The organism is Micromonospora sp. D75 (assembly GCF_018070405.1).
Taxonomy (GTDB): Bacteria; Actinomycetota; Actinomycetes; order Mycobacteriales; family Micromonosporaceae; genus Micromonospora; species Micromonospora chalcea.
Genome location: NZ_JAGPXV010000011.1, coordinates 1 through 25,339, shown reverse-complemented (window position 1 = coordinate 25,339; position 25,339 = coordinate 1). Strand labels below are relative to the sequence as shown.

At 73.8% G+C, this 25,339-nt stretch carries 22 protein-coding genes and 1 riboswitch; of the genes, 11 read left to right on the top strand and 11 right to left on the bottom strand.

The window, feature by feature from the left end:
- Both KBX39_RS01820 and KBX39_RS01815 read left to right on the top strand, forming a co-directional pair.
- A partial coding sequence (locus tag KBX39_RS01820) for an SDR family oxidoreductase (protein WP_210868862.1) occupies positions 1–771 on the top strand: 771 nt, incomplete at its 5' end.
- 19 nt (positions 772–790) lie between these two features.
- Positions 791–2,467 (top strand): CDP-glycerol glycerophosphotransferase family protein, encoded by a 1,677-nt coding sequence (locus tag KBX39_RS01815; RefSeq protein ID WP_166456409.1) that lies wholly within the window; start codon positions 791–793, stop codon positions 2,465–2,467.
- Positions 2,468–2,475: 8 nt separating this feature from the next.
- Here the strand turns inward: KBX39_RS01815 and KBX39_RS01810 are convergent, their stop codons facing one another.
- The 5 genes from KBX39_RS01810 to KBX39_RS01790 form a co-directional block, all read right to left on the bottom strand.
- On the bottom strand, positions 2,476–3,222 hold the full coding sequence (locus KBX39_RS01810) for an alpha/beta fold hydrolase (RefSeq protein WP_210868860.1): 747 nt from the start codon (positions 3,220–3,222) through the stop codon (positions 2,476–2,478).
- Between the two features lie 244 nt (positions 3,223–3,466).
- Positions 3,467–4,300 carry a C39 family peptidase gene (locus KBX39_RS01805; RefSeq protein WP_312245477.1) on the bottom strand — a complete coding sequence of 278 codons (834 nt, stop codon included), beginning with the start codon at positions 4,298–4,300 and terminating at the stop codon, positions 3,467–3,469.
- A gap of 206 nt (positions 4,301–4,506) precedes the next feature.
- Positions 4,507–4,647: riboswitch (cyclic di-AMP (ydaO/yuaA leader) on the bottom strand.
- A 300-nt stretch (positions 4,648–4,947) separates the two neighbouring features.
- The gene (locus KBX39_RS01800) at positions 4,948–5,712 is read right to left on the bottom strand and encodes a hypothetical protein (RefSeq protein ID WP_043325119.1); all 765 of its coding nucleotides are present in this window, start codon (positions 5,710–5,712) and stop codon (positions 4,948–4,950) included.
- Between the two features lie 139 nt (positions 5,713–5,851).
- A complete protein-coding gene (locus KBX39_RS01795) occupies positions 5,852–6,181 on the bottom strand; it encodes a hypothetical protein (protein WP_210868857.1) in 330 nt (109 codons plus the stop codon).
- A gap of 80 nt (positions 6,182–6,261) precedes the next feature.
- On the bottom strand, positions 6,262–7,470 hold the full coding sequence (locus KBX39_RS01790; protein WP_210868855.1) for an acyltransferase: 1,209 nt from the start codon (positions 7,468–7,470) through the stop codon (positions 6,262–6,264).
- Between the two features lie 148 nt (positions 7,471–7,618).
- Here KBX39_RS01790 and KBX39_RS01785 point away from each other — a divergent pair, with 148 nt between their 5' ends.
- From KBX39_RS01785 to KBX39_RS01775, 3 genes are all read left to right on the top strand, one after another.
- Positions 7,619–8,944, top strand: a complete 1,326-nt coding sequence (locus tag KBX39_RS01785) for a polysaccharide pyruvyl transferase family protein (RefSeq protein ID WP_043325122.1) — start codon at positions 7,619–7,621, stop codon at positions 8,942–8,944.
- A 66-nt stretch (positions 8,945–9,010) separates the two neighbouring features.
- Complete coding sequence (locus KBX39_RS01780; protein WP_064447542.1) at positions 9,011–9,622, top strand: alpha-ketoglutarate-dependent dioxygenase AlkB; 612 nt, start codon at positions 9,011–9,013, stop codon at positions 9,620–9,622.
- 95 nt (positions 9,623–9,717) lie between these two features.
- Positions 9,718–11,055 (top strand): uracil-xanthine permease family protein, encoded by a 1,338-nt coding sequence (locus KBX39_RS01775; RefSeq protein ID WP_043325123.1) that lies wholly within the window; start codon positions 9,718–9,720, stop codon positions 11,053–11,055.
- Positions 11,056–11,547: 492 nt separating this feature from the next.
- Here the strand turns inward: KBX39_RS01775 and KBX39_RS01770 are convergent, their stop codons facing one another.
- Together KBX39_RS01770 and KBX39_RS01765 are read right to left on the bottom strand one after the other, a co-directional pair.
- On the bottom strand, positions 11,548–14,037 hold the full coding sequence (locus KBX39_RS01770; RefSeq protein WP_210868853.1) for a DNA topoisomerase (ATP-hydrolyzing) subunit A: 2,490 nt from the start codon (positions 14,035–14,037) through the stop codon (positions 11,548–11,550).
- Between the two features lie 32 nt (positions 14,038–14,069).
- A complete protein-coding gene (locus KBX39_RS01765; protein WP_210868851.1) occupies positions 14,070–16,184 on the bottom strand; it encodes a type IIA DNA topoisomerase subunit B in 2,115 nt (704 codons plus the stop codon).
- Between the two features lie 289 nt (positions 16,185–16,473).
- On the opposite strand from KBX39_RS01765, the gene KBX39_RS01760 reads away from it, so the two are divergent.
- A complete protein-coding gene (locus tag KBX39_RS01760; RefSeq protein ID WP_210868849.1) occupies positions 16,474–17,730 on the top strand; it encodes a hypothetical protein in 1,257 nt (418 codons plus the stop codon).
- Between the two features lie 41 nt (positions 17,731–17,771).
- Here KBX39_RS01760 and KBX39_RS01755 read toward each other — a convergent pair whose 3' ends face one another.
- Together KBX39_RS01755 and KBX39_RS01750 are read right to left on the bottom strand one after the other, a co-directional pair.
- Positions 17,772–18,404, bottom strand: a complete 633-nt coding sequence (locus tag KBX39_RS01755) for a class I SAM-dependent methyltransferase (RefSeq protein ID WP_043325126.1) — start codon at positions 18,402–18,404, stop codon at positions 17,772–17,774.
- The gene (locus KBX39_RS01750) at positions 18,404–18,841 is read right to left on the bottom strand and encodes an Rrf2 family transcriptional regulator (RefSeq protein ID WP_064447467.1); all 438 of its coding nucleotides are present in this window, start codon (positions 18,839–18,841) and stop codon (positions 18,404–18,406) included. Before KBX39_RS01750 ends, KBX39_RS01755 begins: the two co-directional genes overlap by 1 nt.
- Before the next feature lie 155 nt (positions 18,842–18,996).
- On the opposite strand from KBX39_RS01750, the gene KBX39_RS01745 reads away from it, so the two are divergent.
- From KBX39_RS01745 to KBX39_RS01725, 5 genes are all read left to right on the top strand, one after another.
- The gene (locus tag KBX39_RS01745) at positions 18,997–20,208 is read left to right on the top strand and encodes a globin domain-containing protein (protein ID WP_104115110.1); all 1,212 of its coding nucleotides are present in this window, start codon (positions 18,997–18,999) and stop codon (positions 20,206–20,208) included.
- Positions 20,209–20,608: 400 nt separating this feature from the next.
- Complete coding sequence (locus KBX39_RS01740) at positions 20,609–21,826, top strand: glycosyltransferase (protein WP_064447541.1); 1,218 nt, start codon at positions 20,609–20,611, stop codon at positions 21,824–21,826.
- 50 nt (positions 21,827–21,876) lie between these two features.
- Positions 21,877–22,734: an alpha/beta fold hydrolase gene (locus tag KBX39_RS01735; RefSeq protein ID WP_113973226.1), complete on the top strand. Its 858-nt coding sequence runs from the start codon at positions 21,877–21,879 to the stop codon at positions 22,732–22,734.
- Positions 22,735–22,832: 98 nt separating this feature from the next.
- Positions 22,833–23,462, top strand: a complete 630-nt coding sequence (locus KBX39_RS01730; protein WP_043330386.1) for a hypothetical protein — start codon at positions 22,833–22,835, stop codon at positions 23,460–23,462.
- 103 nt (positions 23,463–23,565) lie between these two features.
- Positions 23,566–23,949 carry a hypothetical protein gene (locus KBX39_RS01725; RefSeq protein WP_187693552.1) on the top strand — a complete coding sequence of 128 codons (384 nt, stop codon included), beginning with the start codon at positions 23,566–23,568 and terminating at the stop codon, positions 23,947–23,949.
- 4 nt (positions 23,950–23,953) lie between these two features.
- Here KBX39_RS01725 and KBX39_RS01720 read toward each other — a convergent pair whose 3' ends face one another.
- Complete coding sequence (locus KBX39_RS01720) at positions 23,954–24,163, bottom strand: GTPase activator (protein ID WP_187693551.1); 210 nt, start codon at positions 24,161–24,163, stop codon at positions 23,954–23,956.
- A gap of 36 nt (positions 24,164–24,199) precedes the next feature.
- A complete protein-coding gene (locus KBX39_RS01715) occupies positions 24,200–25,090 on the bottom strand; it encodes a DUF72 domain-containing protein (RefSeq protein WP_187693550.1) in 891 nt (296 codons plus the stop codon).
- Between the last annotated feature and the right edge of the window lie 249 nt (positions 25,091–25,339).

Genomic DNA, 25,339 nt, shown 5'->3' with positions numbered 1-25,339 from the left:
GCCGACAAGCTGTTCCAGCTCGCCGCCGCCCAGGCGCCCCGGCTGACCCACCGCGGCTACGCCGAGGAGCTGACCGGCCGGACCATCGTGGTCTTCGGCGGCAGCTACGGCATCGGCCACGACCTCGCCGAGCTGGCCCGCGGCTACGGCGCGCAGGTCTTCCCGTTCAGCCGCTCCACCACCGGCACCCACGTCGAGCGCGCCGAGGACGTCACCGCCGCGCTGAAGACCGCGTTCGAGGCCACCGGCCGGATCGACCACGTGGTGGTCACCGCCGGCATCCTGGAGAAGGGCGCGCTCGCCGAGATGGACTCCGAGACGATGGACCGTCTCCTGCACGTCAACTTCGTCGGCCCGGTCACCATCGCGCGCCAGTCGCTGCCGTACCTGCAGCAGACCAAGGGCCAGCTGCTGCTCTACACGTCCAGCTCGTACACCCGGGGCCGGGCCCGCTACGCGCTCTACTCGGCCACCAAGGCCGCGCTGGTCAATCTCACCCAGGCGCTCGCCGACGAGTGGGTCGAGTTCGGCGTACGGGTCAACTGCGTCAACCCGGAGCGCACCGCCACCCCGATGCGGACGCGGGCGTTCGGCGAGGAGCCGGAGCACACGCTGCTCTCCTCCGAGGCGGTCGCGCAGGCGTCCCTGGACGTGCTGATCTCCGAACTGACCGGCCAGGTGGTCGACGTGCGCCGGTCCCCCGGCGAGCAGGTCGCCGCCGTACCGGCGCAGCCCGGCGCCGACCGGTCCGAGCTGTCCACCGGCGCCTGAGACCGACGGGACGTGCCAGATGCGTGGTGACCTGGTCCGCAAGCTGCTCGCCCGAGTACTGACCACCGGGCTGGCGGTGCTGGCCTTCCTCGTCGTGGCGCTCACCGGCGCCACCGGCTGGGGCCTGGCCCTGGCCGTCGCGGCGCTCGCCGCCACCGCCTGGGAACGCCGGGTCCGGCCGTCCGCCGACGGTCTCGCCGAGACGGTGCTCGTCGCCGCCGGCATCCTCGTCGGCTACGCCCGGCGCCTCGACGACGGCTTCGACCCGGCCCTCGCGGCCACCGCGCTGGTCCTGCTCGGCCTGGTGCTGCTGGTCGGCCCGCTGCGGCAGGCCGGCGCGCTGGAGATCCGGGCGGCGAACCTTCCGGTACGCACGTGGACGCCGCTGGTAGCCGCCCGGCTCGGTGACGCGCTGCTGGTGCTGCTCGCCGTGGTGGCGTTCGCCGCCGCGCTGGCCCTGCCCGCCTTCACGGCGCTCGCCGCCGCGCTGCTCGTCGGCGCCGGCTGCGGGGCGGTCGCGCTCGACCTCGCCCGGCGCCGGTTCCGGCCGCCCGCCGGCGGGGGCCCGGTCGGCCGCGCGCTGCGCCGCCACCAGCCCGAGTTCGTGCTGCACTTCTCCGCGCCGCCCGGCTCCGAGTACCAGGTCACCATGTGGCTGCCGTACCTGGAACGGATCGGCCGCCCGTTCATGGTGGTGCTGCGCGAGCCGGAGCTCCTGCCGGCCGTCGCCGCCGCCACCCGCGCCCCGGTGGTCCTCTGCCCCACCCTGAAGGCGCTCGACGAGGCGCTGGTGCCCAGCCTGCGCGTCGCCTTCTACGTCAACCACGGCGCGAAGAACGCCCACCTGATCCGGTTCAACCAGCTCACCCACGTGCAGCTCCACCACGGCGACAGCGACAAGGCCCCGAGCGCCAACCCGGTCTCGGCCATCTTCGACAAGATCTTCGTGGCCGGGCAGGCCGCGATCGACAGGTACGCCCGCGCCGGCGTGGAGATCCCCGCCGACAAGTTCGTCGTGGTCGGCCGGCCCCAGGTCGAAGCCATCGAGGTACGCCGGGAGCCGGTCGCCGCGTCGGCGCACCCGACGGTCCTCTACACCCCGACCTGGACCGGGCACCACGCCGACGCCAACTACTGCTCGCTGCCGGTGGCCGAGACGCTGATCCGCCGGCTGATCGACCGCGGGGCGGCGGTGATCCTGCGCGCCCACCCGTACACCGACAAGAACCCGGCCTCGGCCCGCCAGCTCGCCCGGCTCACCGAGCTGCTCGCCGCCGACCGGGCCAAGACCGGCCGCCCGCACCTGTTCGGCGCCGCCGCGGCCCGCGAGCTGACGCTCACCGAGTGCGTCAACCGCGCCGACGCGCTGGTCTCCGACGTCTCCGGCGTCATCTCCGACTGGCTCTACTCCGGCAAGCCGTACGCGGTCACCGACACCGGCGCCGACGGCGAACACTTCGTCGAGCGGTTCCCGCTCGCGGCGTCCGGCTACGTGCTGCGGCGCGACATGTCCAACGTGGACCAAGTGATCACCGACCTACTCGACGCCGACCCGAAGGCCGCGCAGCGCTGGGCGGCGCGCACCCGCTACCTGGGCGACTTCCCCGCCGACGCCTACGCCGAGGCGTTCCTCGCCGCCGCCCGCCGCGAGCTGGAGGCCGACTGGGCGGTCCCGGCGCAGCGCGCCGTCGTGTAGGCCCCGCTCTACAGGTACGCGTCGAGCAGGGCGAGCACGACGGCCGGGTCCTCGACGTGCGCGTTGTGGCCCAGGCCGGGCAGGGTGGCCACCGGCACGCCCAGTTCCTTGAGCTGCGCGTCGCTCACCATCGGGTCCTGCTCGCCGCGGGCCAGCAGCACCGGCACGCCGGTCGCGGCCAGCAGGGCGGGCAGCCGAGGCTCGCCGACCGCGAACGCGGCCGGGTCCATCGCCAGCCGCCAGCGGCCGTCGACCCGCCGCAGCCCCGCCTCCACCACCGGGTGGTCCGGGGCGAACAGCCCGGCCAGCCCCGAGACGCGCAGGTAGCGGCGGGCCGCCTCGTCCCGGGTGGCGAACCAGGTGACCGGCCGGGCGGCCAGCTCGCTCGCCTTCGCCAGCTCGGCCGGGGACCAGACCGCCTTGATGCCGAGCCCCACCACCGCGTCCACCGGAAGAGCCCGCTGCCGGGCCGCGAGCGCCAGCGCCACCACCCCGCCGAGCGAGTGCCCGAGCAGCACCAGCCGGTCGTGCGGGCCCAGCCGGAGCGGACCGAGCCCGTCCGCGACGCGCTGGGCCAGGGCGTCGAACGAGTAGCCGTCGAGCGGCGGCGACCAGCCGTGGCCGGCCAGGTCGGGGGCGAGCCAGCGCCCGGGCCAGCGGCGCTCCAGCAGCGGCGCCCAGGGCAGCCACACTTCGCCGGTGGCGCCCATGCCGTGCAGGAGAATCAGGTGCCGGTTCCCCGTCGCATCGCCCATTGGCGCAGTCTGCCACCGCCCGCCCCGGACACGCGAGACCGAACCCGCCCCGCCCAAACCGCCCGCCCTCGCCCTCGCCGCCGATCTTGGAGTTGTGGTGCCTCCCATAGCGGGGCGAGCCGGGCATACCAGGCGCCACAAGTCCAAGATCGGCGCGCCGAGAGGGCGGCGGGCGAGGGGCGGGCGGGGACGGGGAAGGCCGGCGCCCCGGGACGGGGTGCCGGCCTTCGCGGGTGCGGGGCGGTCAGGCGGAGTAGCCGCGGCTGGCGATCCAGTGCGCCAGGTCGATCGTGGTGAGCCAGTACGACGGCAGCGACGGGTCGGCCGAGTCGGCGATCCGGACGGTCCGGCCGTCGTCCTTGTAGCCGATCACCGCGACGTAGTGGCCGCCGGGGAACGAGTGCCAGCCGCCGTTGGTGTCGGTGGCGGTGCCGGCGACGTTCGCGACGACCCCCCGGCCGTTGCTGATCGCCTCGACCACGTCGGCCTGGAGCCGGTCCATCTGGGCCGGGCTGGCCGAGCCGGGAATCATCCGGGTCCGGTACGGGTTGCCCTTGACCTGCTGGTTGAGCACGCGCGTGGTGTCCTCGGCCGAGTTGGTGCCCATCTCGGTGGTGCCGAGCGGGCCGGCGAGGGCGTCCTGGCTGCGCTCGATGCCGGTGGCGCTGAGCGCGTTGCGCACGGCGGCCGGGCCGCAGTAGTAGTAGTTGATCTGCGCCTGGTAGTCGTAGTCCAGCGTCTTGCTCGACGGCGGCTTCGGCGCGGCCTTGGTGACGTCCGGGTCCGCCGCGGCCTTCTTCGCCGACGGGGAGGCGCTGGGCGACTTGCTGGGCTCGGCGCTCGGCGACGCCGGCGGGACGACGATGCGCGCCTCGCCGCGGCTGGCGGGCTCGCCGAGCCGTGCGCCGAGTTCGGCGACCGAGGCGGTGTTCTCCTGCCGGACCGGGGCGTCCTCACCCGCGGCGAGGGCGGTGCCGGCGCCGGCGGCCAGCACGAGCGCCGCGACCGATCCGGCGATGATCTGGTACGGGCGTTCGGTGGCGATCCGCCGCAGCTGACGCTTCAGGTGGTGCTTCACGAAATCCTCCACGGGGGGCGTGATCGGCACACGCCGGCCCGGCACGTGGAGGGGTTCACACGTGCTGGCAGGCCGGATGGGCCGGGGGAACGGGTACGCCCGCGATGCCGGGCGCCCAGGGGCGGTTTGCCGGTCGCGTCAGGCGAGCGCGGGTACCGCGGAGCCGTGGAGGCGGGGGGACGATCGAGGGGTGGGCACGAGGATGGGACTCCTTCCGTGGCCGCCGACCGGGTTAGCTGACGGATTCGGGCGGGAAGTACGCCCTACCGCGGCAGTGGCCGCGGATTCACCCCGATGGTGCTCATGGTTCCCCGGTTCGTGATGACACGATTAGGCGGGTCGGCGCGGCGTCGCCTTCTGCGATCGGGTACCGCACCGGACGCGCCGACACTACCGGCGGGTACTGCCCCTGCCAAGCGCTCCCACCTGCGTAAACATGATCCCCGGTAACGGATTTCGGAACAGCCGGTTACTCACTTCACTCAATGGGACAAGCGGTGGTGACGGCGCCCGGGAGGCGAAAAGGGGACAGACGGCGAGCGCGTGACCGGCAATGGCGCGGCTCATTGGCCTGTTCTGCGCTCCACGCCCGTTTCGGTGCCGGGGGTGAGCCGGCTCACCACATTCCGGGTAACAATTCGGTCGCCTCAGCCGACCCGGGCCGGACGCCAGCGGGCGTTGCGGACGGACGCGCCGACCGGCAGGGGGATCGTCGCCACGCCGCGGGACACCGGGGCGGGCCGCACCGCCAGGGTGGCCGCGTACGCCTCGGCGGCGAGCGTACGGGCGGCCTCGGCGGCCAGTTCGGCGTCCCGCCACGCCTGCCGCTCCCGCTCGGCGGCGCTCTCCCAGCCGGTCCGGCGCCGGTCCCGTACGGCCCGGGCCAGCACGATCTCCTGCTCGGCCGGGTGCCGGCGCGGGTCCCACCCGTTGCGGCGCGCCAGCACGTCGGCGAGTTGCCGGGCGGACAGGTCGCCGCGCCAGTGCGCCGTCATGGCGGCGTGGTGCAGCCAGCGCTCCCGGGCCGCGTACTCCGCCGGGGTGCGCGGGGTGCGCGGGGCGGCCAGCGCGGCGGCCCCGGCCAGGCGGCGGGCGGCGCTGTCCGCCTCGTCGTACGCGGTCCAGGCGCGTTCCGCCTCGTCCTGCGCGGCCAGCCACCGTTCCCGGCGGCGACGGGCCGTCTGGGCGGCCCCGGCGGCGGCCACCGCCACCTCCTCGGCGTACCGGACGAGGTCGTCGCGGCGCGCGGCGTCCTGGTCCACCGGATCGGCGGCAGCCTCGGCGACGCCGTCGCGCTCGGGCCGGGCCACCAGCGCGGCGAGCAGGCCGAACGCGAGCAGCATCAGAAAGGACCAGATGGCGGCGGCCTCGGGGACCGCGGTGAGGAAGTGGTAGAGAGCGGTCTGCGACATGGTCGGCACCTCACGGGAAGAACCTGGCGGGAGACTCCGCACGGCCGGTCGGGGCGCGGCGCGGGGGCGCCGGGCCGGCGAGGGGCGGGTGCGGGATGACGTTCGGTGGGTGCGGTGACGGGCGCGGCCCGTGGGCGGATCAGCGGGCGGGCGGGGCCCGCAGGCCGACCGGCGCGGTGATCCGGCCGGCCGGGACCGGCTGCGGGTCGTTCGGGAGCGTGTCGGTGGCCCGTGCGGCGGGCGCGGGTGCGCCGTCGGGACGGGCCTGCCGCTCGGCGGCGCGGTCGGATTCCGGTCGCGGGGCGGCCGGCGTGCTCACGTACGCCGGGCCGGCTGGCGCGGCCGGGGCGGCGGCCGGCAGCGTGGCCGCGCCGAACGAACAGGCGACGACCACGGCGAGACTGGCGAGCATCCGGGCGGTCCAGCGCGCCACCCACCACACGGGGCAGGTGAGCGCGATCGGAAGCACGGGTACAAATTACCGCCGAACCCCCACTGACGCACCGCCGCACGGCGTGTCGCGGACCGACCGGCCGGCGTGTGCGCGTGTCAGTCCGGGCGACGCCGCCCGGCGTACTCGATGTCCTCGGCCGGACCGGAGACGGACCGCGCGGCGCCGTCGGCGGCCGCGCCCTCGGCGGGCCCGCGCGGAGCCGGCACGGCCGGTGCGCGCGACGCCGCGCGGGCCCGGCGGGACGGGCCGAGCAGGCGCATCATCGGCACCTCCACCCAGCGGTGCAGCGCGGCGGCCAGCGCGAGCGTGAGCAGCAGGAAGCCGAGCACCGCCAGCGGCCCCCGCCAGCCGGGCAGGCCGGTCCCCCAGTCCCCGGTCAGCCGCAGCACGGTGACCATGACCAGCACGTGCACCAGGTAGAAGGCGAACGAGACCTCACCGAGCCAGATCATCGGCCGGGACCGCCAGGGGGTGGGCCGGCCGCGCACGTCGGCGTCCGCCGCCGCGGCGATGACCAGCAGGTACGCCACGGCGAGCAGCGCCGCCCAGAACTCGGCCGGGATCCACAGCGCGGCGACCACCCAGGTGGTGACGAACAGGCCGGTGGCGACCGCGAGGTTCGGTCCGCGCCAGCGGTGGCGGCGCATCAGCTCGGCGGCGGCCACCCCCATCCAGAACTCCAGCGACCGGGTCACCGGGAAGATCTGGGTGAACCACCACCGCTGCTCCTCCGGCACGAGCTGCTGGCCCGGCCACAGCGCCAGGATGAGCAGCGGCGCCGCGACCAGCACGGTCCGGAGCACCCCGGTACGGGCCCGGCGCAGCCACGGCACCACCAGCGGCAGGCACAGGTAGAACGCCAGCTCGCAGGAGAGCGACCAGCTCACGTTGTTGACGCTGTAGAAGTAGCCGTTCAGCGGGATCCACGCCTGGACCAGGAAGAAGTTGCCGATCGCCGCCCACGGCAGGACCGGGTCGGCGAACCAGGCCGCGACCGCCAGCGCCGCCACGAACGTCACCACGTGGTTCGGGTAGATCTTGGCGAGCCGGCGGCGCAGGAACGTCCACGCCCGCTCCCCGTCCCGGTACGACCAGACCAGGACGAACCCGCTGAGGATGAAGAAGAACTCGACGCCGGACAGGCCGAGGCTGAACGCCTTGTCCACCACCGCCTTCAGGTGCGGCTCGGCGACGATCCCCATGGTCCCGGCGTGGAAACCGAAGACCAGCAGCGCGGCGATCCACCGCAATCCGGTCAGCGACGGCAGGCGCGGGGCACGGGTGACAGTCGGCGCGCTGGTCATTCCGGGCACCCTACCCCGGAGTACCGGGACGTTCCCGGCGAGCCGACGGCCGCCGGGTCACCCAGGGACGGCGGATAGGATTTCCGTTCCTGCACGCGCGGGCGACGCCCGCCGGCACGCCGTGCCGTACGGAAGGTGAGCGAACCGGATGCACCAGCGGATCCTGCTCCGCGCCCGCAAGGGCCCGTTCGACGTCCTCACGCCGGAGGAGACGTTCGCCGGCAACTGGATCGGGGACAACAGCGGAAACCTGGTCTTCAGCCACGCCGCGCACAAGCTGCTGGCCACCTCCGCGGCGGAGATCACCGCGACCCGCACCCCGGCCGACCCGCGCCTCGCCGACGAGATCAACGAGCGGTACGACGTGTTCGTCGTACCGCTGGCGAACGCCTTCCGTCGCAGCTTCGTGCACCGCCTCGCCCCGCTGACCCGGCTGATCGAACGGCTGAAGATCCCGGTGGTGGTGCTCGGTGTCGGCGTGCAGACGAACGTCGACGGCGACCGCGAGTACCTGCGGCCGATCGACGAGCCGGTGCGCGCGTTCTGCAAGGCCGTGCTGGACCGGTCGCACAGCATCGGCGTACGCGGCGAGGTGACCGCGAGCTACCTGAACACGCTCGGCTTCTCCGACGTGGAGCAGATCGGCTGCCCGTCGATGTTCCTGCACGGCGACACGTTCCAGCTGGCGAAGAAGCAGCCGGAGCTGACCGCCGAGTCGAAGGTCGCGCTCACCATCTCGCCGTACGTCCGCTCGATGGCCTCGGTGGTCCGCCACCACCACGAGCGCTACCCGAACCTGTGCTACGTGCCCCAGGACCTGCGGACGCTCGGCACCCTGCTCTACGGCGACGCGCCCGAGCACCGCGGCCAGAGCAGCGACATCCCGCTGCACACCTCGCACCCACTGTTCGTCGAGGACAAGGTGCGCATGTTCGTCGACCCGTGGACCTGGATGGACCACCTCTCCGGGTACGACTTCGCGTTCGGCACCCGCATCCACGGCACCATCACCGCGCTCGTCGCCGGTACGCCCGGCTACCTGTTCGCGCACGACTCGCGCACGCTGGAACTGGCCCGCTACTTCGACATCCCGCACCGGATCATGCGCGACGTGCCGGCCGACGTGGACGCCGCCGACCTCTACGCCGAGGCCGACTACACCGCGCTCACCGAGGGCCACAAGGCCCGCTTCGAGACCATCACCGCGTTCCTGCGCAAGCACGACCTCGGCATCTCGTTCGACGACGACGACAGCGCCGCCCGCTTCGACCAGCGGGTCCGCGAGACGGTGTTCCCGCCGGCCGTCCGGCCCGCTGCCGCCACCCCGCCGGCCGAGCTGCTGACCCGCATCGAGCGGCTGCGCGACGAGAACGCCAAGCTCACCGGGACCATCGACGCGCTGCGCTCGCAGCAGCTCCGGGAGCGGATCAAGCAGGCCGTCCCGGGCAAGGTCCGCCGGATGCTGCGGCGCTGATCGTCGTACGCCTGTTCTAAACAGGGTACGATCGGCGGCGTGCCCGACGTCGCGTACCAGCCTTCGATGCTCGACCTGGCCGAGCAGGGCCCGACCCTGGGCCCGCTCGCCGGGGCGGTGCGCCGCCACGAGCTGAGCCGGGGCGCCTGGGTCGACCACCTGCCCGGCTGGGTCCGGGGCTCCGACGCGGTGCTCGACACGCTGCGCCACGACGTGCCCTGGCGGGCCGAGCGCCGCACCATGTACGACACCGCTGTCGACGTGCCCCGGCTGCTCTGCTGGTACGCCGCCGGCCGGCCGCTGCCGCACCCGGTGCTCACCGCGGCCCGCGACGCGCTCACCCGGCACTACGCGCCCGAGCTGGGCGAGCCGTTCGTCACCGCCGGCATGTGCCTCTACCGCGACGGGCGCGACAGCGTGGCCTGGCACGGCGACACGCTGGGCCGCTCCGCGCACACCGACACCATGGTGGCGATCGTCTCGTTCGGGTCCCCGCGCGCACTGCTGCTCCGCCCTCGCGGCGGAGGCGGCGGCAGCCTGCGGTTCCCGCTCGGCCACGGCGACCTCGTGGTGATGGGCGGCTCCTGCCAGCGCACCTGGGAACACGCGGTACCGAAGACCACCCGCCCGGTCGGCCCCCGCGTCAGCGTCCAGTTCCGTCCCACCGGCGTCGCCTGAGCCCGGGCCGGGCCCACATCCGTGCTGGGCACGTGCTAGAAACAACTCCCAGGGTCGATCACGCCCCCGTCACCCGATGACGCGAAGGGCGACCGATGACCCAGTCCCCCACCTCCCGCTGGTCCCCGTGGACGCTGCACGGCGACGGCCGCCAGGTACGCCCCGGCGACGTGGTCGCGCCCGACGAACGGCTCTCCTGGCCGCGCACCGTCGGCGTGGGCGTGCAGCACGTGGTCGCCATGTTCGGCGCCACCTTCACCGTCCCGCTGATCACCGGCTTCCCGCCCGCCACCACGCTGCTCTTCTCCGGGCTCGGGACGCTGCTGTTCCTGCTGATCACCGGCAACCGGCTGCCCTCGTACCTCGGCTCGTCGTTCGCGTTCATCGCGCCGGTGCTCGCCGCGAAGACCGACGGCGGCATCGGCGCGGCCCTCGGCGGCATCGTCGTCGCGGGCGTCGCGCTCGCGCTCGTCGGCGTGGTGGTGCAGGTGGCCGGCTCCCGCTGGATCGACGCGCTGATGCCGCCCGTGGTCACCGGCGCGATCGTCATGCTGATCGGCCTCAACCTCGCGCCGGTGGCCTGGGACGGCGGCGGCGCCGGCACCGGCGTGAAGGCGCAGCCGCTGATCGCCGTGGTCACGCTCGTCGCGATCCTGCTCACCACTGTGCTGTTCCGGGGCTTCGTGGCGCGGCTGTCGATCCTCGTCGGCGTGGTGGTCGGCTGGGTGCTCGCCGCGCTGACCGGCAACCTCGACCAGCAGGCCGTACGCGGGCTGCGGCAGGCCGCCTGGGTCGGCTTCCCCGAGTTCCACACGCCGAGTTTCGACGCGCGCGCCGTCGTGCTGGTCATCCCGGTGATCCTGGTGCTGATCGCGGAGAACGCCGGGCACGTCAAGGCGGTCGCCGCGATGACCGGCCGCAACCTCGACCGCGACATGGGCCGGGCGCTGCTCGGTGACGGCGTCGCCACGGTGCTGGCCGGCTCCGGGGGCGGTTCCGGCACCACCACGTACGCGGAGAACATCGGCGTGATGGCGGCGACCCGCGTCTACTCCACCGCCGCGTACTGGATCGCCGGCGGCACGGCGATCCTGCTCGGGCTCTGCCCGAAGTTCGGCGCACTGATCCTGACCGTCCCGGCCGGCGTGCTCGGCGGCGCCACCACCGCGCTGTACGGCCTGATCGCCATCCTGGGCGCCCGGATCTGGATCGAGAGCCGGGTCGACTTCCACGACCCGATCAACCTGTTCACCGCGGCGGTGGCGGTGATCATCGGCGCCGCCAACTACACGCTGACCGCCGGTGACCTGTCGTTCAACGGCATCGCGCTGGGCACGGCGGCCGCCCTGATCATCTACCACGGCATGCGCCTGATCGCGCGGCTGCGCGGCACCACGCCCGAGTCCCGCCAGTCCCCCGACCCCGAACTCTGACCCCTCCCCTCTCCTCCCCTTCCGCCCGGCCCGGCCCGGTCTCGTTGATCATGAAGTTAGCGGCGCAAATTGTCCGACTCACACCCGCCAACTTCATGATCAACGGACCATTTGGCGCGCGATTGGGGCCGGCCCACGCGAGCGGGACACCCAGAGGGCCCGAAGTGCAAGATCGCGCGGGTGCCCCAGCGGCCCGACGCCCTCGCAGCCAGGGCCAGCCAGCCCTCAACCACGTCGATCATGAGGTTAGCGGCGCTCGGTGTCCGTTTTGTCGCCGCTAACCTCATGATCGACCGTGCAGGGCCGAGGTCTTCCGCCAAAACACCCGGAATGTGCCCCATTACCCCTGGGGCAGCCCTGCCCCCGGAGTGCCCGGGCGCGTTGATCAAGGAGTTTAGGGACTGCAGAGGACGCGAAAAGTCCGCAAACTCCTTGATCAACGCGTCGGGGCGGGAGGGGGCGGTCTCCCGCCGCCCTCCCCCAGCCGGCTCGTCAGTCGCGGTCGATGTGGTGACCCACCACCGTCGGGCCCAGCATCACGGCGAAACCGGAGCCGTCCCGGCGCGGATCGGCCGGCGGCAGGTCCACCGGGTCGCCGGTCGCGGTCGCGCCCACCGGCCGCGGGCCGATCCAGGCCACCGACAGCTCCACCTCACCCTTGAGGAACCGCTGCGCGCGTACGCCGCCGGTCGCCCTGCCCTTTGCCGGGTACGCCTTGAACGGCGTCACCTTCACCGTGGCGCCGGTCGACGTGACCACCATCGGCTCACCGTGCGCCGTGTCGTCGGTGCGGATCGCGCCGAAGAACACCGCCCGCGCCCCGGCGGGCAGGTTGATGCCGGCCATGCCGCCACCCTTGAGCCCCTGCGGGCGCACCACCGAGGCGGCGAAGCGCAGCAGCGACGCCTCCGAGGAGACGAACGCCAGTGTCTCGGCGCCGTCGGTCAGCCAGGTCGCGCCGATCACCTCGTCGCCGTCCCGCAACGAGATCACCTCGAACTCTTCGGAGCGGACCGGCCAGTCCGGCGCGCACACCTTGACCACGCCGGCCCGGGTGCCGAGCGCCAGCCCGGGTGAGCCCTGCGCGGACGACCCCAGCGGGGCCAGCCCGACGACCGTCTCGCCCGGCTCCAGCGGCACCAGTTCCGCAGCCGACATGCCGCCGCGCAGCGACACCGTGCCGGACTGCTCCGGCAGCACCGGCAACGGCAGCACGTCGATCTTGAAGGCGCGACCGGCGCTGGTCACCAGCAGCACGCGGCCCCGTGCGGTGGAGTGCACGATCGCGCGTACCGCGTCGTGCTTGACCCGGCCGCTGCGCCGGCGCGCCTCGGCGGCCTCCTCCGACTCGGCCGCGGTCCGCGCCACCAGCCCGGTGGCGGAGAGGATCACCTGGCACGGGTCGTCGGCCACCTCCAGCGGGCCGGCCGGCACCGAGGCGGCGAGCACCTCCTTGAGGTCGCCGTCGACGAGCGTGGTGCGCCGCAGCGCGCCGAACTGCTTGACCACGGCGGCCAGCTCGTCGGAGACGACCTTCCGAAGCACCTTGTCATCGTCCAGGATCTTCGACAGCTCGGCGATCTCGCCGCGCAGCTTCTCCTGCTCGGCCTCCAGCTCCAGCCGGTCGTACTTGGTCAGGCGGCGCAGCGGAGTGTCCAGGATGTAGCTCGCCTGGATCTCGGAGAGCTTGAACTTCTGCATCAGGCCGTCCTTGGCGGCCTGGGCGTCCTCGCTGGCGCGGATCAGCTTGACCACCCGGTCGATGTCGAGCAGGGCGATCAGCAGGCCGTCGACCAGGTGCAGGCGTTCCTCCCGCTTGCGCTTGCGGTACGCGCTGCGCCGGGTCACCACCTCGTAGCGGTGCGCCAGGAACACGTCGAGCAGTTCCTTGAGCCCGAGCGTGCGCGGCTGCCCGTCCACGAGCACCAGGTTGTTCACGCCGAAGGACTGCTCCAACGGGGTGAGCCGGTAGAGGTCGGCCAGCAGCGCCTGCGGGTTCACGCCGACCTTGCACTCCACCACCAGCCGGGTGCCGTTCTCCCGGTCGGTGAGGTCCTTGACGTCGGCGATGCCGGTCAGCCGCTTGGTCTTGTTCACCTCGTTGGTGATGGCCGCGATGACCTTCTCGGCGCCGACGCCGTACGGCAGCTCGGTGACGGTGATGGCCTGCCGGCCGCGGCTGCCCTCCAGCGGGCCGATCTCCACCCGCCCGCGCATGCGCACCACGCCGCGCCCGGTCTCGTACGCGCGGCGCACCTCGTCCAGGCCGAGCAGCAGCCCGCCGGTGGGCAGGTCGGGGCCGGGCACGAACTCCATGAGCTTGTCGAGCGTGGCGTCCGGGTGGTTGATCAGCCAGCGGGCGGCCTGGACGACCTCGCCGAGGTTGTGCGGGATCATGTTGGTGGCCATGCCGACCGCGATGCCGGATGCGCCGTTGACGAGCAGGTTCGGGAACGCCGCCGGCAGCACCGTGGGCTGGGTCAGCGAGCCGTCGTAGTTCGGCTCGACGTCGACGGTGTCCTCACCCAGCTCGCCGGTGAGCAGCATCGCCTCCCGGGACATCCGGGCCTCGGTGTAGCGGGCCGCAGCCGGGCCGTCGTCCGGGCTGCCGAAGTTGCCGTGCCCGTCGATGAGCGGGACGTTGAGCGAGAAGTCCTGTGCCAGCCGCACCATCGCGTCGTAGATCGCGGTGTCGCCGTGCGGATGGTACTTTCCCATCACATCCCCGACAATTCGGGCACTCTTGACGTGGCCGCGGTCCGGCCGGTGGCCCTGCTCGTACATCGACCACAGAATCCGCCGGTGCACCGGCTTGAGCCCGTCGCGCGCGTCGGGCAGCGCGCGGGAGTGGATGACCGAGAACGCGTACTCCAGGTAGGAGTCCGAGACCTCGGTGACCAGCGGGTTGTCGAAGACGCGAGCGCCGGCCTGGTCGAAGGCGGCCAGATCCGCCTTCGCGCGGTCGTCCTTGCGGCGTGCCATGGTGCGGTTTCCTTCCGAGACGAACCCGTTGGTCAGGCGTCGATGGCGTCGCGGTCGACCCGGTCGGCGGAGTCGATCAGCCAGTTGCGGCGGGGCTCGACCTTCTCCCCCATGAGCAGTTCGAGGATCCGCTCGGCGGCGTCGACGTCGTCGAGCGTGATGCGGCGGACCGCCCGGGTGGCCGGGTTCATGGTGGTCTCCCACAGCTCGTCGGCGTCCATCTCACCGAGGCCCTTGAACCGCGGGATCGGCGTGACGATCTGCTTGCCGGACTTCTCCAGCTTGCGGACCGTCGCCTCCATCTCCGCCTGGGTGTAGGTGTAGACGGTCTGCGGGTTGCGCCCCTTCGTGGTGATCTTGTGCAGGGGCGGCATCGCCGCGAAGAGCCGCCCGGCCTCGATCAGCGGCCGCATGTACCGGGCGAACAGCGTGATCAGCAGGGTACGGATGTGCGCGCCGTCGACGTCCGCGTCGGCCATGATGAGGACCCGGCCGTAGCGCAGGGAGGACAGATCGAACGTGCGGCCGGAGCCGGCGCCGAGCACCTGCACGATCGCGGCGCACTCGGCGTTGTCCAGCACCTGCTGGAGGTTGGCCTTCTGCACGTTGAGGATCTTGCCGCGGATCGGCAGCAGCGCCTGGTATTCGGAGGACCGCGCGAGGCGCCCTGTACCGAGGGCGCTGTCCCCCTCCACGATGAACAGTTCACTTCTCTCGATGCCCGCGGCCCGGCAGTCGACGAGCTTGGCCGGCATGGCCGCGCCCTCCAGCGCGGTCTTGCGGCGGGCGGCGTCCTTCTGCTGCTTCTGGGTGAGCCGTACCCGGGCCGCGTCGACGATCTTCTGGAGCACCGTCCGGGCCTCGGCCTTGGTGCGCCGGTCGTCCAGCCAGCTCTTGAGGTGCGCCTCGATCAGGCCCTGGAGCACCTTGGTGATGCCGGCGGTGGACAGTTCGTCCTTGGTCTGCGAGGTGAACTGCGGCTCCGGGATGCGCACGTGCACCACGGCGGTCATGCCCTCCAGGACGTCGTCCAGGGTGGGCGCGTCCTCCTTGGGCTTGAGCAGGCCGCGGGCGTTGCGGGCGGCGTCGGCGAGGGTACGCGCCAGCGCCCGCTCGAAGCCCTTGCGGTGGGTGCCGCCGTGGGCGTTGCGGATGGTGTTGGTGAAGCACTCGACGGTGCGCTCGTAGCCGGTGCCCCAGCGGAACGCCACCTCGACCTCGGCGCGGCGCTGCACGTTGGACTGCATGACGCCGTTGGCGTCGGCGGCGTTCTCCCGGTAGGTGCCCTCGCCGGTGACCAGCAGCGTGCCGGAGACCGGCCGGTCGCCGGCCGGGGCGAGGTATTCCACCATGTCGGTCAGGCCGTTGGGGAAGTGGAAGCGTTCCTCGACCGGCTCCTCGCCGGTCTCGTCGCGCAGCCGGTAGGCCACGCCGGGGACGAGGAAGGCGGTGTTGCGCAGCTTGAGCCGGACCGCCTCGGTGTCGAGCGCGGCGCCGGTCTCGAAGTAGCGGGGGTCGTGCCACCAGCGGATCGAGGTGCCGGTGCGCTGGCCGCGCTTCATCGCGCCGACGATCTGCAGGCCGGGACCGGGGGTGAACGGCGCGTCGGGGCCGGCTCCGTCGAAGACGCCCGGCACGCCGTGGCGGAACGACATCGCGTGGATCTTGCCGCCGCGCCGGACGGTGACGTCGAAGCGGCGGGACAGGGCGTTGACCGCGGAGGCGCCGACGCCGTGCAGGCCGCCGGAGGTCTTGTAGCCGGAGCCACCGAACTTGCCGCCCGCGTGCAGGCGGGTGAGCACCAGCTCGACGCCGGAGATGCCGGACTTGGCGTGCACGTCGGTGGGGATGCCGCGGCCGTCGTCGTCGACCTGGACCGAGCCGTCGGCGTGCAGGATCACGTCGACAGTGGTGGCGTGACCCGCGACACCCTCGTCGGTCGAGTTGTCGAGGATCTCGTTGACGAGGTGACCCACGCCACGGCTGTCGGTCGAGCCGATGTACATGCCGGGGCGCTTGCGGACGGCGTCGAGGCCCTCCAGGTGCGTCAGGTCGTCGGCCCCGTAGAGGGTCTCAGGCTGTGCGGTCAACTGGTCGTACTCCCAGGTCTCGGCGGTGTGGTGCCGTTCACCGTGTGACTCCCCCACGATGATCGCCGGGCGCGGCGCGCCGGAGCGAGCCTAGCCGGATGCCCTGACAGGTCGGCGGTACCGGGGCGGTGCGTTGCGCGATCGGCCTCGCGGCCGGGTCCGCGCCGCCGCCGCGTACGGCGGTCCGGCGGGCGGACGGGGCGTCCAGGCGGCACAACGATCCGCACGCCCGATGTCTTCCCCGGCGACCCGTCGCAGGTGTCAGGGCATTGACGCCCGTCACACGCGCGTGATCTGATCGCCATCCCAAAGAATCTTTCACGTTTCGATGTCTGGGAGGTCGGGCATGTCCGTGTTCCGTCGTTCCGCGCTCGCGGCGGCGCTGGCGCTCGCCGCGGTGGCGTTACCCGCCGCCGCGGCGCCCGCCCAGCCGGCTGCCGCCGCGCTGCCCACCGCCGCGGTGGCGCTGGGAGACAGCTTCATCAGCGGCGAGGGCGCCGGGGCGTACGCGCCGGTGGTGGACGTCAACGGGGTGGCCCAGGGCTTCCCCGGCTGGTCCGCCGCCAACGCCAACGCCTACTTCTGCCACCGATCGCCGAACGCCTCGCTGTTCCAGGCGAACCTGCCCGGCATCTCCGCGCGGTTCAACCTGGCCTGCTCGGGCGGCCAGCCGTACGACATCGCGAACGCCTCGTCGACGCGGGCCAAGGGCCGGCAGGTGGCCGCCCAGCTCGACCAGCTCCGGTCGGTGGCCCGGACCCACGACATCGACCTGGTGCTCGTCGGCCTCGGCTCGAACAACAGCTCGTTCACCTTCGGCAGCGTGGCGGAGAAGTGCGCCAACCGGTTCATCGCCGACGCCTGGACCGGCTGGTGGGAGTTCTGGGCGTACCTGGGCGGGCCGGTGGAGCAGAAGCCGTGCACCGACGCCGACCTGGGCACCGCCGCGCAGTTCGCCGCCGCCACCGCGGAGACCACCACGGCGCTGCGGCAACTGCTCACCACGCTGGACGAGATCGACGCCGACGGCCAGCACCGGGTGGTGTTCCAGGACTACACCAACCCGCTGCCGTTCGAGCTGGAGCAGAGCTACTGGACCGAGGACAGCCGGGACGACACCCGGGACAAGTTCCGCGCGCTGGGCGCCGAGCGGTACGCGGCCGGGTGCCCGATCCACCGGGCCAGCCTGGCGCCCGGGCACCGTTTCTCGCAGGGGCTCGGCACGCTGGTCAGCTCGGTGCGCGGCACGCTCGCCAACGAGTTCCCGCAGGACGACCTGGTCTACCTGAACGTGCAGCGCGCGTTCGACGGGGCCCGGCTCTGCGAGTCGACCGGTAGCCCGGGCAACGCCCTGGCCACGCCGATCCGGCTGATGGACGGCCCGACCGGCACGTTCGTCACCAGTCTCTCCGGGTTCGACAAGCTCGACATCCAGCGGATCGCCAACGCCTGCGGCACGTACTTCCAGACCTGCCAGGAGTCGTGGCACCCGAACGCCGCCGGGCACAAGGTGCTCGGCCGGTGCCGGGCCGGGGCGGCGGCCACCGGCGCCCGTACCGTCTCCTGCGTCCGCGCCCCGGACGGCACGGTGAATGTGAGCTGAGCACGCCGGACCGGGCCGGGACGAACCGGCCCGGTCCGGCGTCAGGCCCGGATCGCGGCGCCGAGCACGTGCGGCGAGGCCGGGGCCGGCAGCCCGGTCGGCGGGAAGCGGAAGCGGTCCAGCGCGGTCACCTCGAAACCGGCGGCGCGGATCGCGGCCACCGTGTCCCGGGCGGTGTGGCAGCCGGCGCAGAACAGCGGCCAGAGCGTGGCGTCGGCCAGGCGCTGGGCCCGGCGCAGGCCGGGCGTGGCGGCCACCACGTGTTCGTAGAAGCGCAGCTCGCCGCCGGGCCGCAGCACCCGCCGCGCCTCGCGCAGCGCGACCGCCTGGTCCGGCACCGAGCAGAGCACCAGCGACACCACCACCGCGTCGGCGGCGCCGTCGGCGACCGGCAGTTCCTCGGCCAGCCCGGCGGCGACGGTGACCGGGACCGGGGCGCCCGGCGCGGCGGCGTGGGCCAGCGCGCGCAGGTGGGGTTCCGGCTCGACGGCGAGCACGCCGGTCACGCTCGCCGGGTAGTGCGCGAGGTTGCGCCCGTTGCCGGCGCCGACCTCGACCACCCGGCCGCGCAGCCCGGCGACCAGGCGGGCCCGGTGCCCGGCCACGCCGGCCTGGTCCATGGCGACGCTGGCGCGGGCGAAGAGCCGGGCGAAGATCGGATGGGAGACGGCCATCAGCGACCGGCCGGTGGCGCGCCGAGGCTGAGCAGGAGCGGGCCGGCGGATCCGTCGACCAGGTCGCCGAGGCGTACGCCGTCGAGCACGGCGAGGAAGGCGGCCTGGGCGCGGCGCAGCTCGCCGCGCAGCCGGCACTCCGCGATGAGCGGGCAGACCGGCTGCGCGCAGTTGACCACCTCGCCGTCGCCCTCGAAGGCGCGGACCACCTGGCCGACGGTGAGGTCACCGGCGTGTTCGGCGAAGGCGACGCCGCCGGAGCGGCCTCTGATGGTGACCAGGACGCCGATGCGTTGCAGCCGCTGCACCACCTTGGCGACGTGGCTGCGGGGCAGCGCGAGCCGGGTGGCGAGTTCGTCGACTGTGGCCCGGACCGGGGACGCGGCGGTGAGCATGGCGATCCGCAGCGCCATGTCTGTCGACCGGTTGAGCCTCACGCACCGACCCTAGCCATTCGGTGCCCTCGGCGACACAGGCAGATTCACGGTGACCCATGCCACCGCACTCCCGGGACCTTCGACCCTAAAAGAGGAATCCAGAAATCCTGTTTCGTGGGGATCGACCTGTTCGAGCCCCGGAAGGAGATTCGGTAGTGCTCACGGAATCCTCAGCAGCGATCGTGACCGCCACCCTGCCCGTCGTGCGGGCACACGGCGAGGCCATCACCGGCCGCTTCTACCAGCGGATGTTCGACGCCCACCCGGACCTGCTGGACCTGTTCAACCGGGGCAACCAGGCCACCGGCGCGCAGAAGGCCGCGCTCGCCTCGGCGGTGGTCGCGTACGCGGCGCACCTGACCGGCGACGGCGGCATGCCGTGGGGGCCGGTCCTGGACCGGATCGCGCACAAGCACGCCTCCCTCGGCATCACCGCCACCCAGTACCCGATCGTCGGCCGGCACCTGCTCGCCGCCGTCGCCGAGGTGCTCGGCGACGGCGTCACCCCGGAGGTGGCCGCCGCCTGGGACGAGGTCTACTGGCTGCTGGCCTGCGAACTGATCGCCCGCGAGGCGCGGCTCTACGCGGGCGCCGGCGTACCGGAGGGCGGTCCGGTGTGGCGGGACTGGCGGGTCACCGGCCGGACCCGGGAGAGCGCCGACGTCGTCTCGCTCACCCTCGCGCCGGCCGGCGGCGGCGCCGCGCCCGGCTTCACCCCCGGCCGGTACGTCTCGGTCGCCGTCGACCTGGACGGCGGCCGGGGACAGCAGATCCGCCAGTACAGCCTCTCCGGCCGTCCCGGCGCCGACCAGTGGCGGATCACCGTGAAGCGGGTACGCGGCGAGGGCGGCGCGCCCGACGGAATGGTCTCCGGTCACCTGCACGACCGGGTCGCGGTCGGCGACACGCTGCGACTGAGCCCGGCGTTCGGCGAGGTTGACGCGGCCGGCGGCGACGGGCCGCTGCTGCTGGTCAGCGCCGGGATCGGGCTCACCCCGGCGATGGCGGCGCTGGCCCACCTGGCCGACCGGGATCCGGGACGCCGGGTGACGCTGGCGCACGCCGACCGCGCCGCCGAGGCGCACGCGCTGCGCCACGAACTGCCCGCGCTGCAGCAGCGGCTGCCGAACCTGGCCCTCCACCTCTGGTATCTCGACGCCGCCGGGGCCGACCTGCCCGGCCTGAAGGCCGAGGTGTCCGCCGGACTGATCGACCCGGACCGGCTCGCGCTGCCCGCCGGGGTGACCGCGCACCTGTGCGGCCCGGTGGCGTTCATGAACCTGGTCCGGGCCAACCTGCTGCGCCGGGGCGTGCCGGGCGAGCGGATCGCCTACGAGGTGTTCGGCCCGGGGATGCTGCCGGGCTGACGCCCGGCGGCGAAACAGGACCTCCGTGGACCCGTTCTTCGGTACGGGGCACGCGTCGATGCCCTGGCCAGGGCCGCGAGCCTCCACAGCGGAGCGGGCGGCGCGCGGAGAAGTCGACGATCTCCTGGTTAGGGGCGCAGGCCGAGGGTACGGGTCCCTCCATGCGCGTCCCCGGCATCAACGCGATCTTCCGGCCCCCACGGAAGCGGTGGACGCCGTCCCACCGGAAGCCGGGGCGCCGGCCACCCGCGTCGACACGCTCGTGGAGGCGGCGCGCCGGCTGACCGAGGGCGCCGACGCCGCGTACCGACTCGGCGCACGGGCACGCGAGGTGGCGAGGAAGCGGTCCGGTCCGGACCGCTTACTCGCCGACTGGGACCGGATCCTGGAGGACGAGAACATGCGCATCGCGATGATTTCCCAGCACGCCAGCCCGCTCGCCGCGCCCGGCGCGGAGGACGCGGGCGGCCAGAACACGCATGTGGCGGAACTCGCGTCCGCGCTCACCGTCGCCGGCCACGACGTCCGCGTCTACACCCGTCGTGACTCCCCCGCGCTGCCCGAGGCGGTCGACGCGCCCGACGGCTATCAGGTGTGCCACGTGCCGGCCGGTCCCGCGCGGCGGGTGCCGAAGGCCGACCTGCTGCCGCACACGGGCGAGTTCGGGGGCCGGCTGGCCGACACCTGGCGGCGCGGCGGCTGGACCCCGGACGTGGCGCACGCGCACTTCTGGACGAGCGGGCTGGCCACCGTGCACGCGAGCCGTCGCACCGGCGTGCCGACCGTGTTGACGTACCACTCGCTCGGCACGGTCAAGCGTCGCCACCAGGGCGTGCCGGACACCGGTCCACCGGGGCGCGCCGGTTACGAACGGGCGCTCGGCCGGGCCGTGGACCGGGTCGTCGTGCAGTGCTCCGACGAGGTCGCCGAACTGGTCCGGATGGGCGTACCCCGGTCCCGGATGGCCCTCGTGCCGTCCGGCGTCAACGAGGCGGTGTTCCGCCCGGACGGCCCGGTCGCGCCCCGCGACCCGGCCCGCCCGCGCATCCTCACCGTCGGGCGGATGGTCGAACGCAAGGGCTTCCTGGACGTGGTCCGGGCGCTACCAGCGGTGCCGGACGCGGAGTGCGTGGTGGTCGGCGGCCCGCCGGCCCACCTGCTGCCCGCCGACACGTTCGCCCGCCGGCTGTCCGCGCTCGCCGACTCGTGCGGCGTGGCCGACCGGGTACGGCTGCTCGGCGGCGTGCCGCGCGAGGAGATGGCCGCCTGGTACCGGTCGGCGGACGTGCTCGTGGCCGCACCCTGGTACGAGCCGTTCGGGCTCACCCCGCTGGAGGGCATGGCCTGCGGTGTGCCGGTGATCGGCACGAACGTGGGCGGCATCGCCGACAGCGTGGTGGACGGGCTCACCGGCGACCTGGTGCCGCCGCGTGACCCCCGCGCGCTGGGCACCGCGCTGCGGCGGCTGCTCGGCGACAACGTGCGCCGGTTCGCGTACGCCACCGCCGCGCTCGACCGCGTCCGCAGCCGGTACTCCTGGAGGCGCTGCGCGGAGCAGCTCGTCGCCGTCTACGGCGCGCTGACGACCGCGGCCCGGCCCGCACCGGCGGTGGCGTGAGGCGACCCCTTGCTACCCACCGGTAGGGTTCGGGCCGTACCCTGATCCGGGTGAGCGGGGACTACATCCAGGAGTTCGTGGACGTCGACGGCGCGCGCATCGGCGTGCAGGTCTACCCGGAGCCGGCCGGTCCGCCCGGCGCGCCGGTGGTGCTGATCTGGCCCGCGATGGGTGTGCGCGCCCGCTACTACCGGCCGTTCGCCGCCGCGCTGCGCGAGGCCGGGCTCGCGGTGATCGTGGCCGACCTGCGCGGCACCGGCGAGAGCACCCCCGCGCCGTCGCGCGCCTGCCGGTACGGCTACCAGGAGATGGCCGCCGACGTCGGCGCCGTGCTCGACGCGCTCAAGCCCCGGCTGGACGGCCGCACCCGGCTGCTGCTCGGGCACTCCCTGGGCGGTCAGGTGGCGGTGCTGCACCAGGCGCTGGACGACGACGACCGGGTGGACGGGCTGGCCCTGGTGGCGGTGGGGCTGCCGTGGTGGCGGACGTACCCGGGTCTGCGCGGGTGGGGCGTGCTCCCGTACACCCAGGGGATCGCCGCGACGGCGCGGCTGCTCGGCGTCTGGCCCGGCTGGGGTTTCGGCGGCCGGCAGGCCGCCGGCGTGATCCGGGACTGGGCGCACACCGCCCGCACCGGCCGGTTCCCGGCGCTGGACGGGGTGGACACGGAGGCCGCCGTGCGGCGGATCCGCACGCCGGTGCTCGCGGTCAGCGTCGACGACGACCAGTACACGCCGCACGAGACGCTCGACCACCTCTGCGGGAAGCTGGCCGGCGCACCGGTGACGCGGCACCGCTACACGGTCGCCGAGGCGGGCGCGCCGCTCGACCACTTCACCTGGGTACGCGCGTCGGCGCCGCTGGCCGCCCGGATCGCCGCGTTCGCGGGCACGCTCCCCCGCCGCTGAGCCGAGCCGGCACGCTCCCCGCCGGTGAGCCACGCCCGGGCGTGAGTCGCCCGATCGTGGGTATGCCGCACCGCCCGAACACGGCGGAGGGGGATCTGATGTCAGAACGGCACACCACGCTGCGCTCGATGCACGACCTGGGCCTGGCGGCCTGGTTCGGCGGTTCCCTGATGGGGGCGCTGGGCGTGAACGGCGCGGCGGCGCGGATCAACGACACGACCGAACGGCTGCCGGTGGCCTCGGCCGGGTGGGCGCGGTGGACGCCGGTCAACGCGGCGGCGATCGGGGCGCACCTTGCCGGCGCGGTCGGTGAGCTGGTCACCGAGAGCCCGCGGATGGCCCGCCAGGCGGGCGTGGGGAAGATGAGCGCGGTGAAGACCGCGCTGACGGTCGGCGCGCTGGCGGTGACCGGTTACAGCCGGTTGGTCGGCAGGCGGCTGGAGCGGGCCGGCGGACCGCCGGTCGAGGGGACCACCGAGCCGAACCACCACACCCCGGCGAACGTCGCCGCCAGCCAGCGGCAGATGAAGCTGCTCCAGTGGGCGGTGCCGGCGATGACCGGCGCGCTGGTAGTGGTGTCGGCGTACATGGGTGAGCAGCAGAAGCCGGGGCAGGTGTTCCGGGGCATGCTGGACCGCGCGGGCGGGCTGATGGCCGCGCCGAAGAACATCGGCAAGGTCGCCGCCGTGGGCGCGGCCGGCCGTCACCTGGTCGGGGCGACCCGCTGACCACCGCGCGGCCGACGACCCACATCGGGGTGGGTCGCCGGCCGCGCGGTGCACCGGGACCGGACCGGCCACGCCGGTGGCCAGCAGCCAAGGTGAGGTGACCATGACCAGCAGGGACCGCCCGGGTACGGGCGACGGGCGCGGGCCGGAGTCGGCCGCGCCGTGGGGCAGCACCGGCGGCTTCGACGCCGACCCGCCGTGGGGCGCGGGCGACGACGACCCGATGGACGAGGGCAGCGAGGAGACGGCGGTGCCCGAGGGACGGCTCGGTGAGCGCCGGGCGGCCGGCGCAGGACGGGGCGGGCCGAAGACGGGCCGGCACGGGTTCGGGACCGTCGAACCCACCCGGACGCCGGAGGCCGGGCCGGGCGCGCCGCCGGACCCGGCCCCGTCGGCGCGGACGTTCCCGGACGACCGCGCGGACGGCGACCTCGGCGACAACGCGCTGGAGGAGGCGACCGGGATGCGTCCGGAGACGCGTCAGTGAGAGCTCAGGAGCCGGTGCCGTCCTCGTCCGGGCTGCCGAGCGCGGACGGCTCGTTGTCCGGCACCGGTGACTCGGCCACCGGGTGCCCGGTGTCGTCGACCAGGCTCGGCGCCATGCTGCCGCCGTGCGCCTCCTCGGCCTCCCGGGTCGCCCGCAGGTCCCGCTCGTCCTCGTCGCGCCGCTTCTCCACCGATCCCCCTTCGCGGTCGTCCACGAACCCGGCGGTACCCGGGAGGAAGCCGGGAAAACCTCAGGCGCGCGCGGCGGCCGGGGCGACGCCGAGCAGGCCAGCCAGGCGGGCGGCGTCGCGCTGGGCCTGGTCGCCGCAGCAGTTGTTCATCAGCACGTGCAGTTCGGCGCACTGGTCGGCCAGCTCGCGCAGCAGCACCGACCAGTGCCGCAGCTCCCGCTCGCCGTAGGCGTAGCGGAACCGCTCCTGCTTGTCGCCGCTCTCCCAGGCCGTGCTGTGCCCGTGGAACCGGATCACGGCCAGATCGGTGGTGGCGACCAGGACCGGCGGCACCGAGGAGACGTGCCCCTGCGGCATGTCCACGCAGGCGTACCCGAGGTCGTGCTCGCGCAGGAACGTCACCGTCTCGGCCATCGCGTCCCCGTCGAACCAGGAGGAGTGCCGCAGCTCGACGGTGACCGGCCAGGGGCGGCAGCGGCGCGCCGCGTCCAGGATCCGCCGCCGGGCCGCGTCGCCGCGGGCCAGCCACGGCGGGAACTGCAACAGCACGGCGCCGAGCCGGTCGGCCGCCGCGAGCGGCGCCAACGCCGCGTGGAACCGGTCCCACAACTCGTCGTACGCCCCGGCGGGCAGGTCGCGCCAGCGGATCCGGTTCGGGCCGCCGGCCGGACGCAGATCCTTCGGCAGCGCGTCGATCGGGGTGTGGTGGCCGGTGAACAGGCGGAACGCCTTGACGTCGAAGGTGAATCCGTCCGGCGTCGCGGCCGCCCAGCCCGCCGTCGTCTCCGGCGCCGGCACCGCGTAGTACGACGTGTCCACCTCGACCAGCCCGAAGCGCTCGGCGTAGAAACCCAGCCGGCCGGCGGGCGTGTTGACGCCGCGCGGATACCACCCGGAACGGACCAGCATCTGGTCGGCCCAGGAGGACGTGCCCACCTTGATGACACCCATGTAATTCAGTTCACCGCGACCGCCGGACATCGGCAACCGGAGATGCCGTGCGGGCCCTGACCGGCACCGGGGTGACCGACCTCACCGGCGTTCCGCCGCGCCGAAGTGTGACGCGGGGCCGGGTGGCGGCGCTGAGGGTCACGAGATGGACGCATCCGGCCTGGACCAGGAAACCGTCGAGCGGCTGCTCGCCGGCCGCCCCGGCGACACGTCGTCCGCTCCGCCGGGGCTGGTGGCCGTACTGGACGC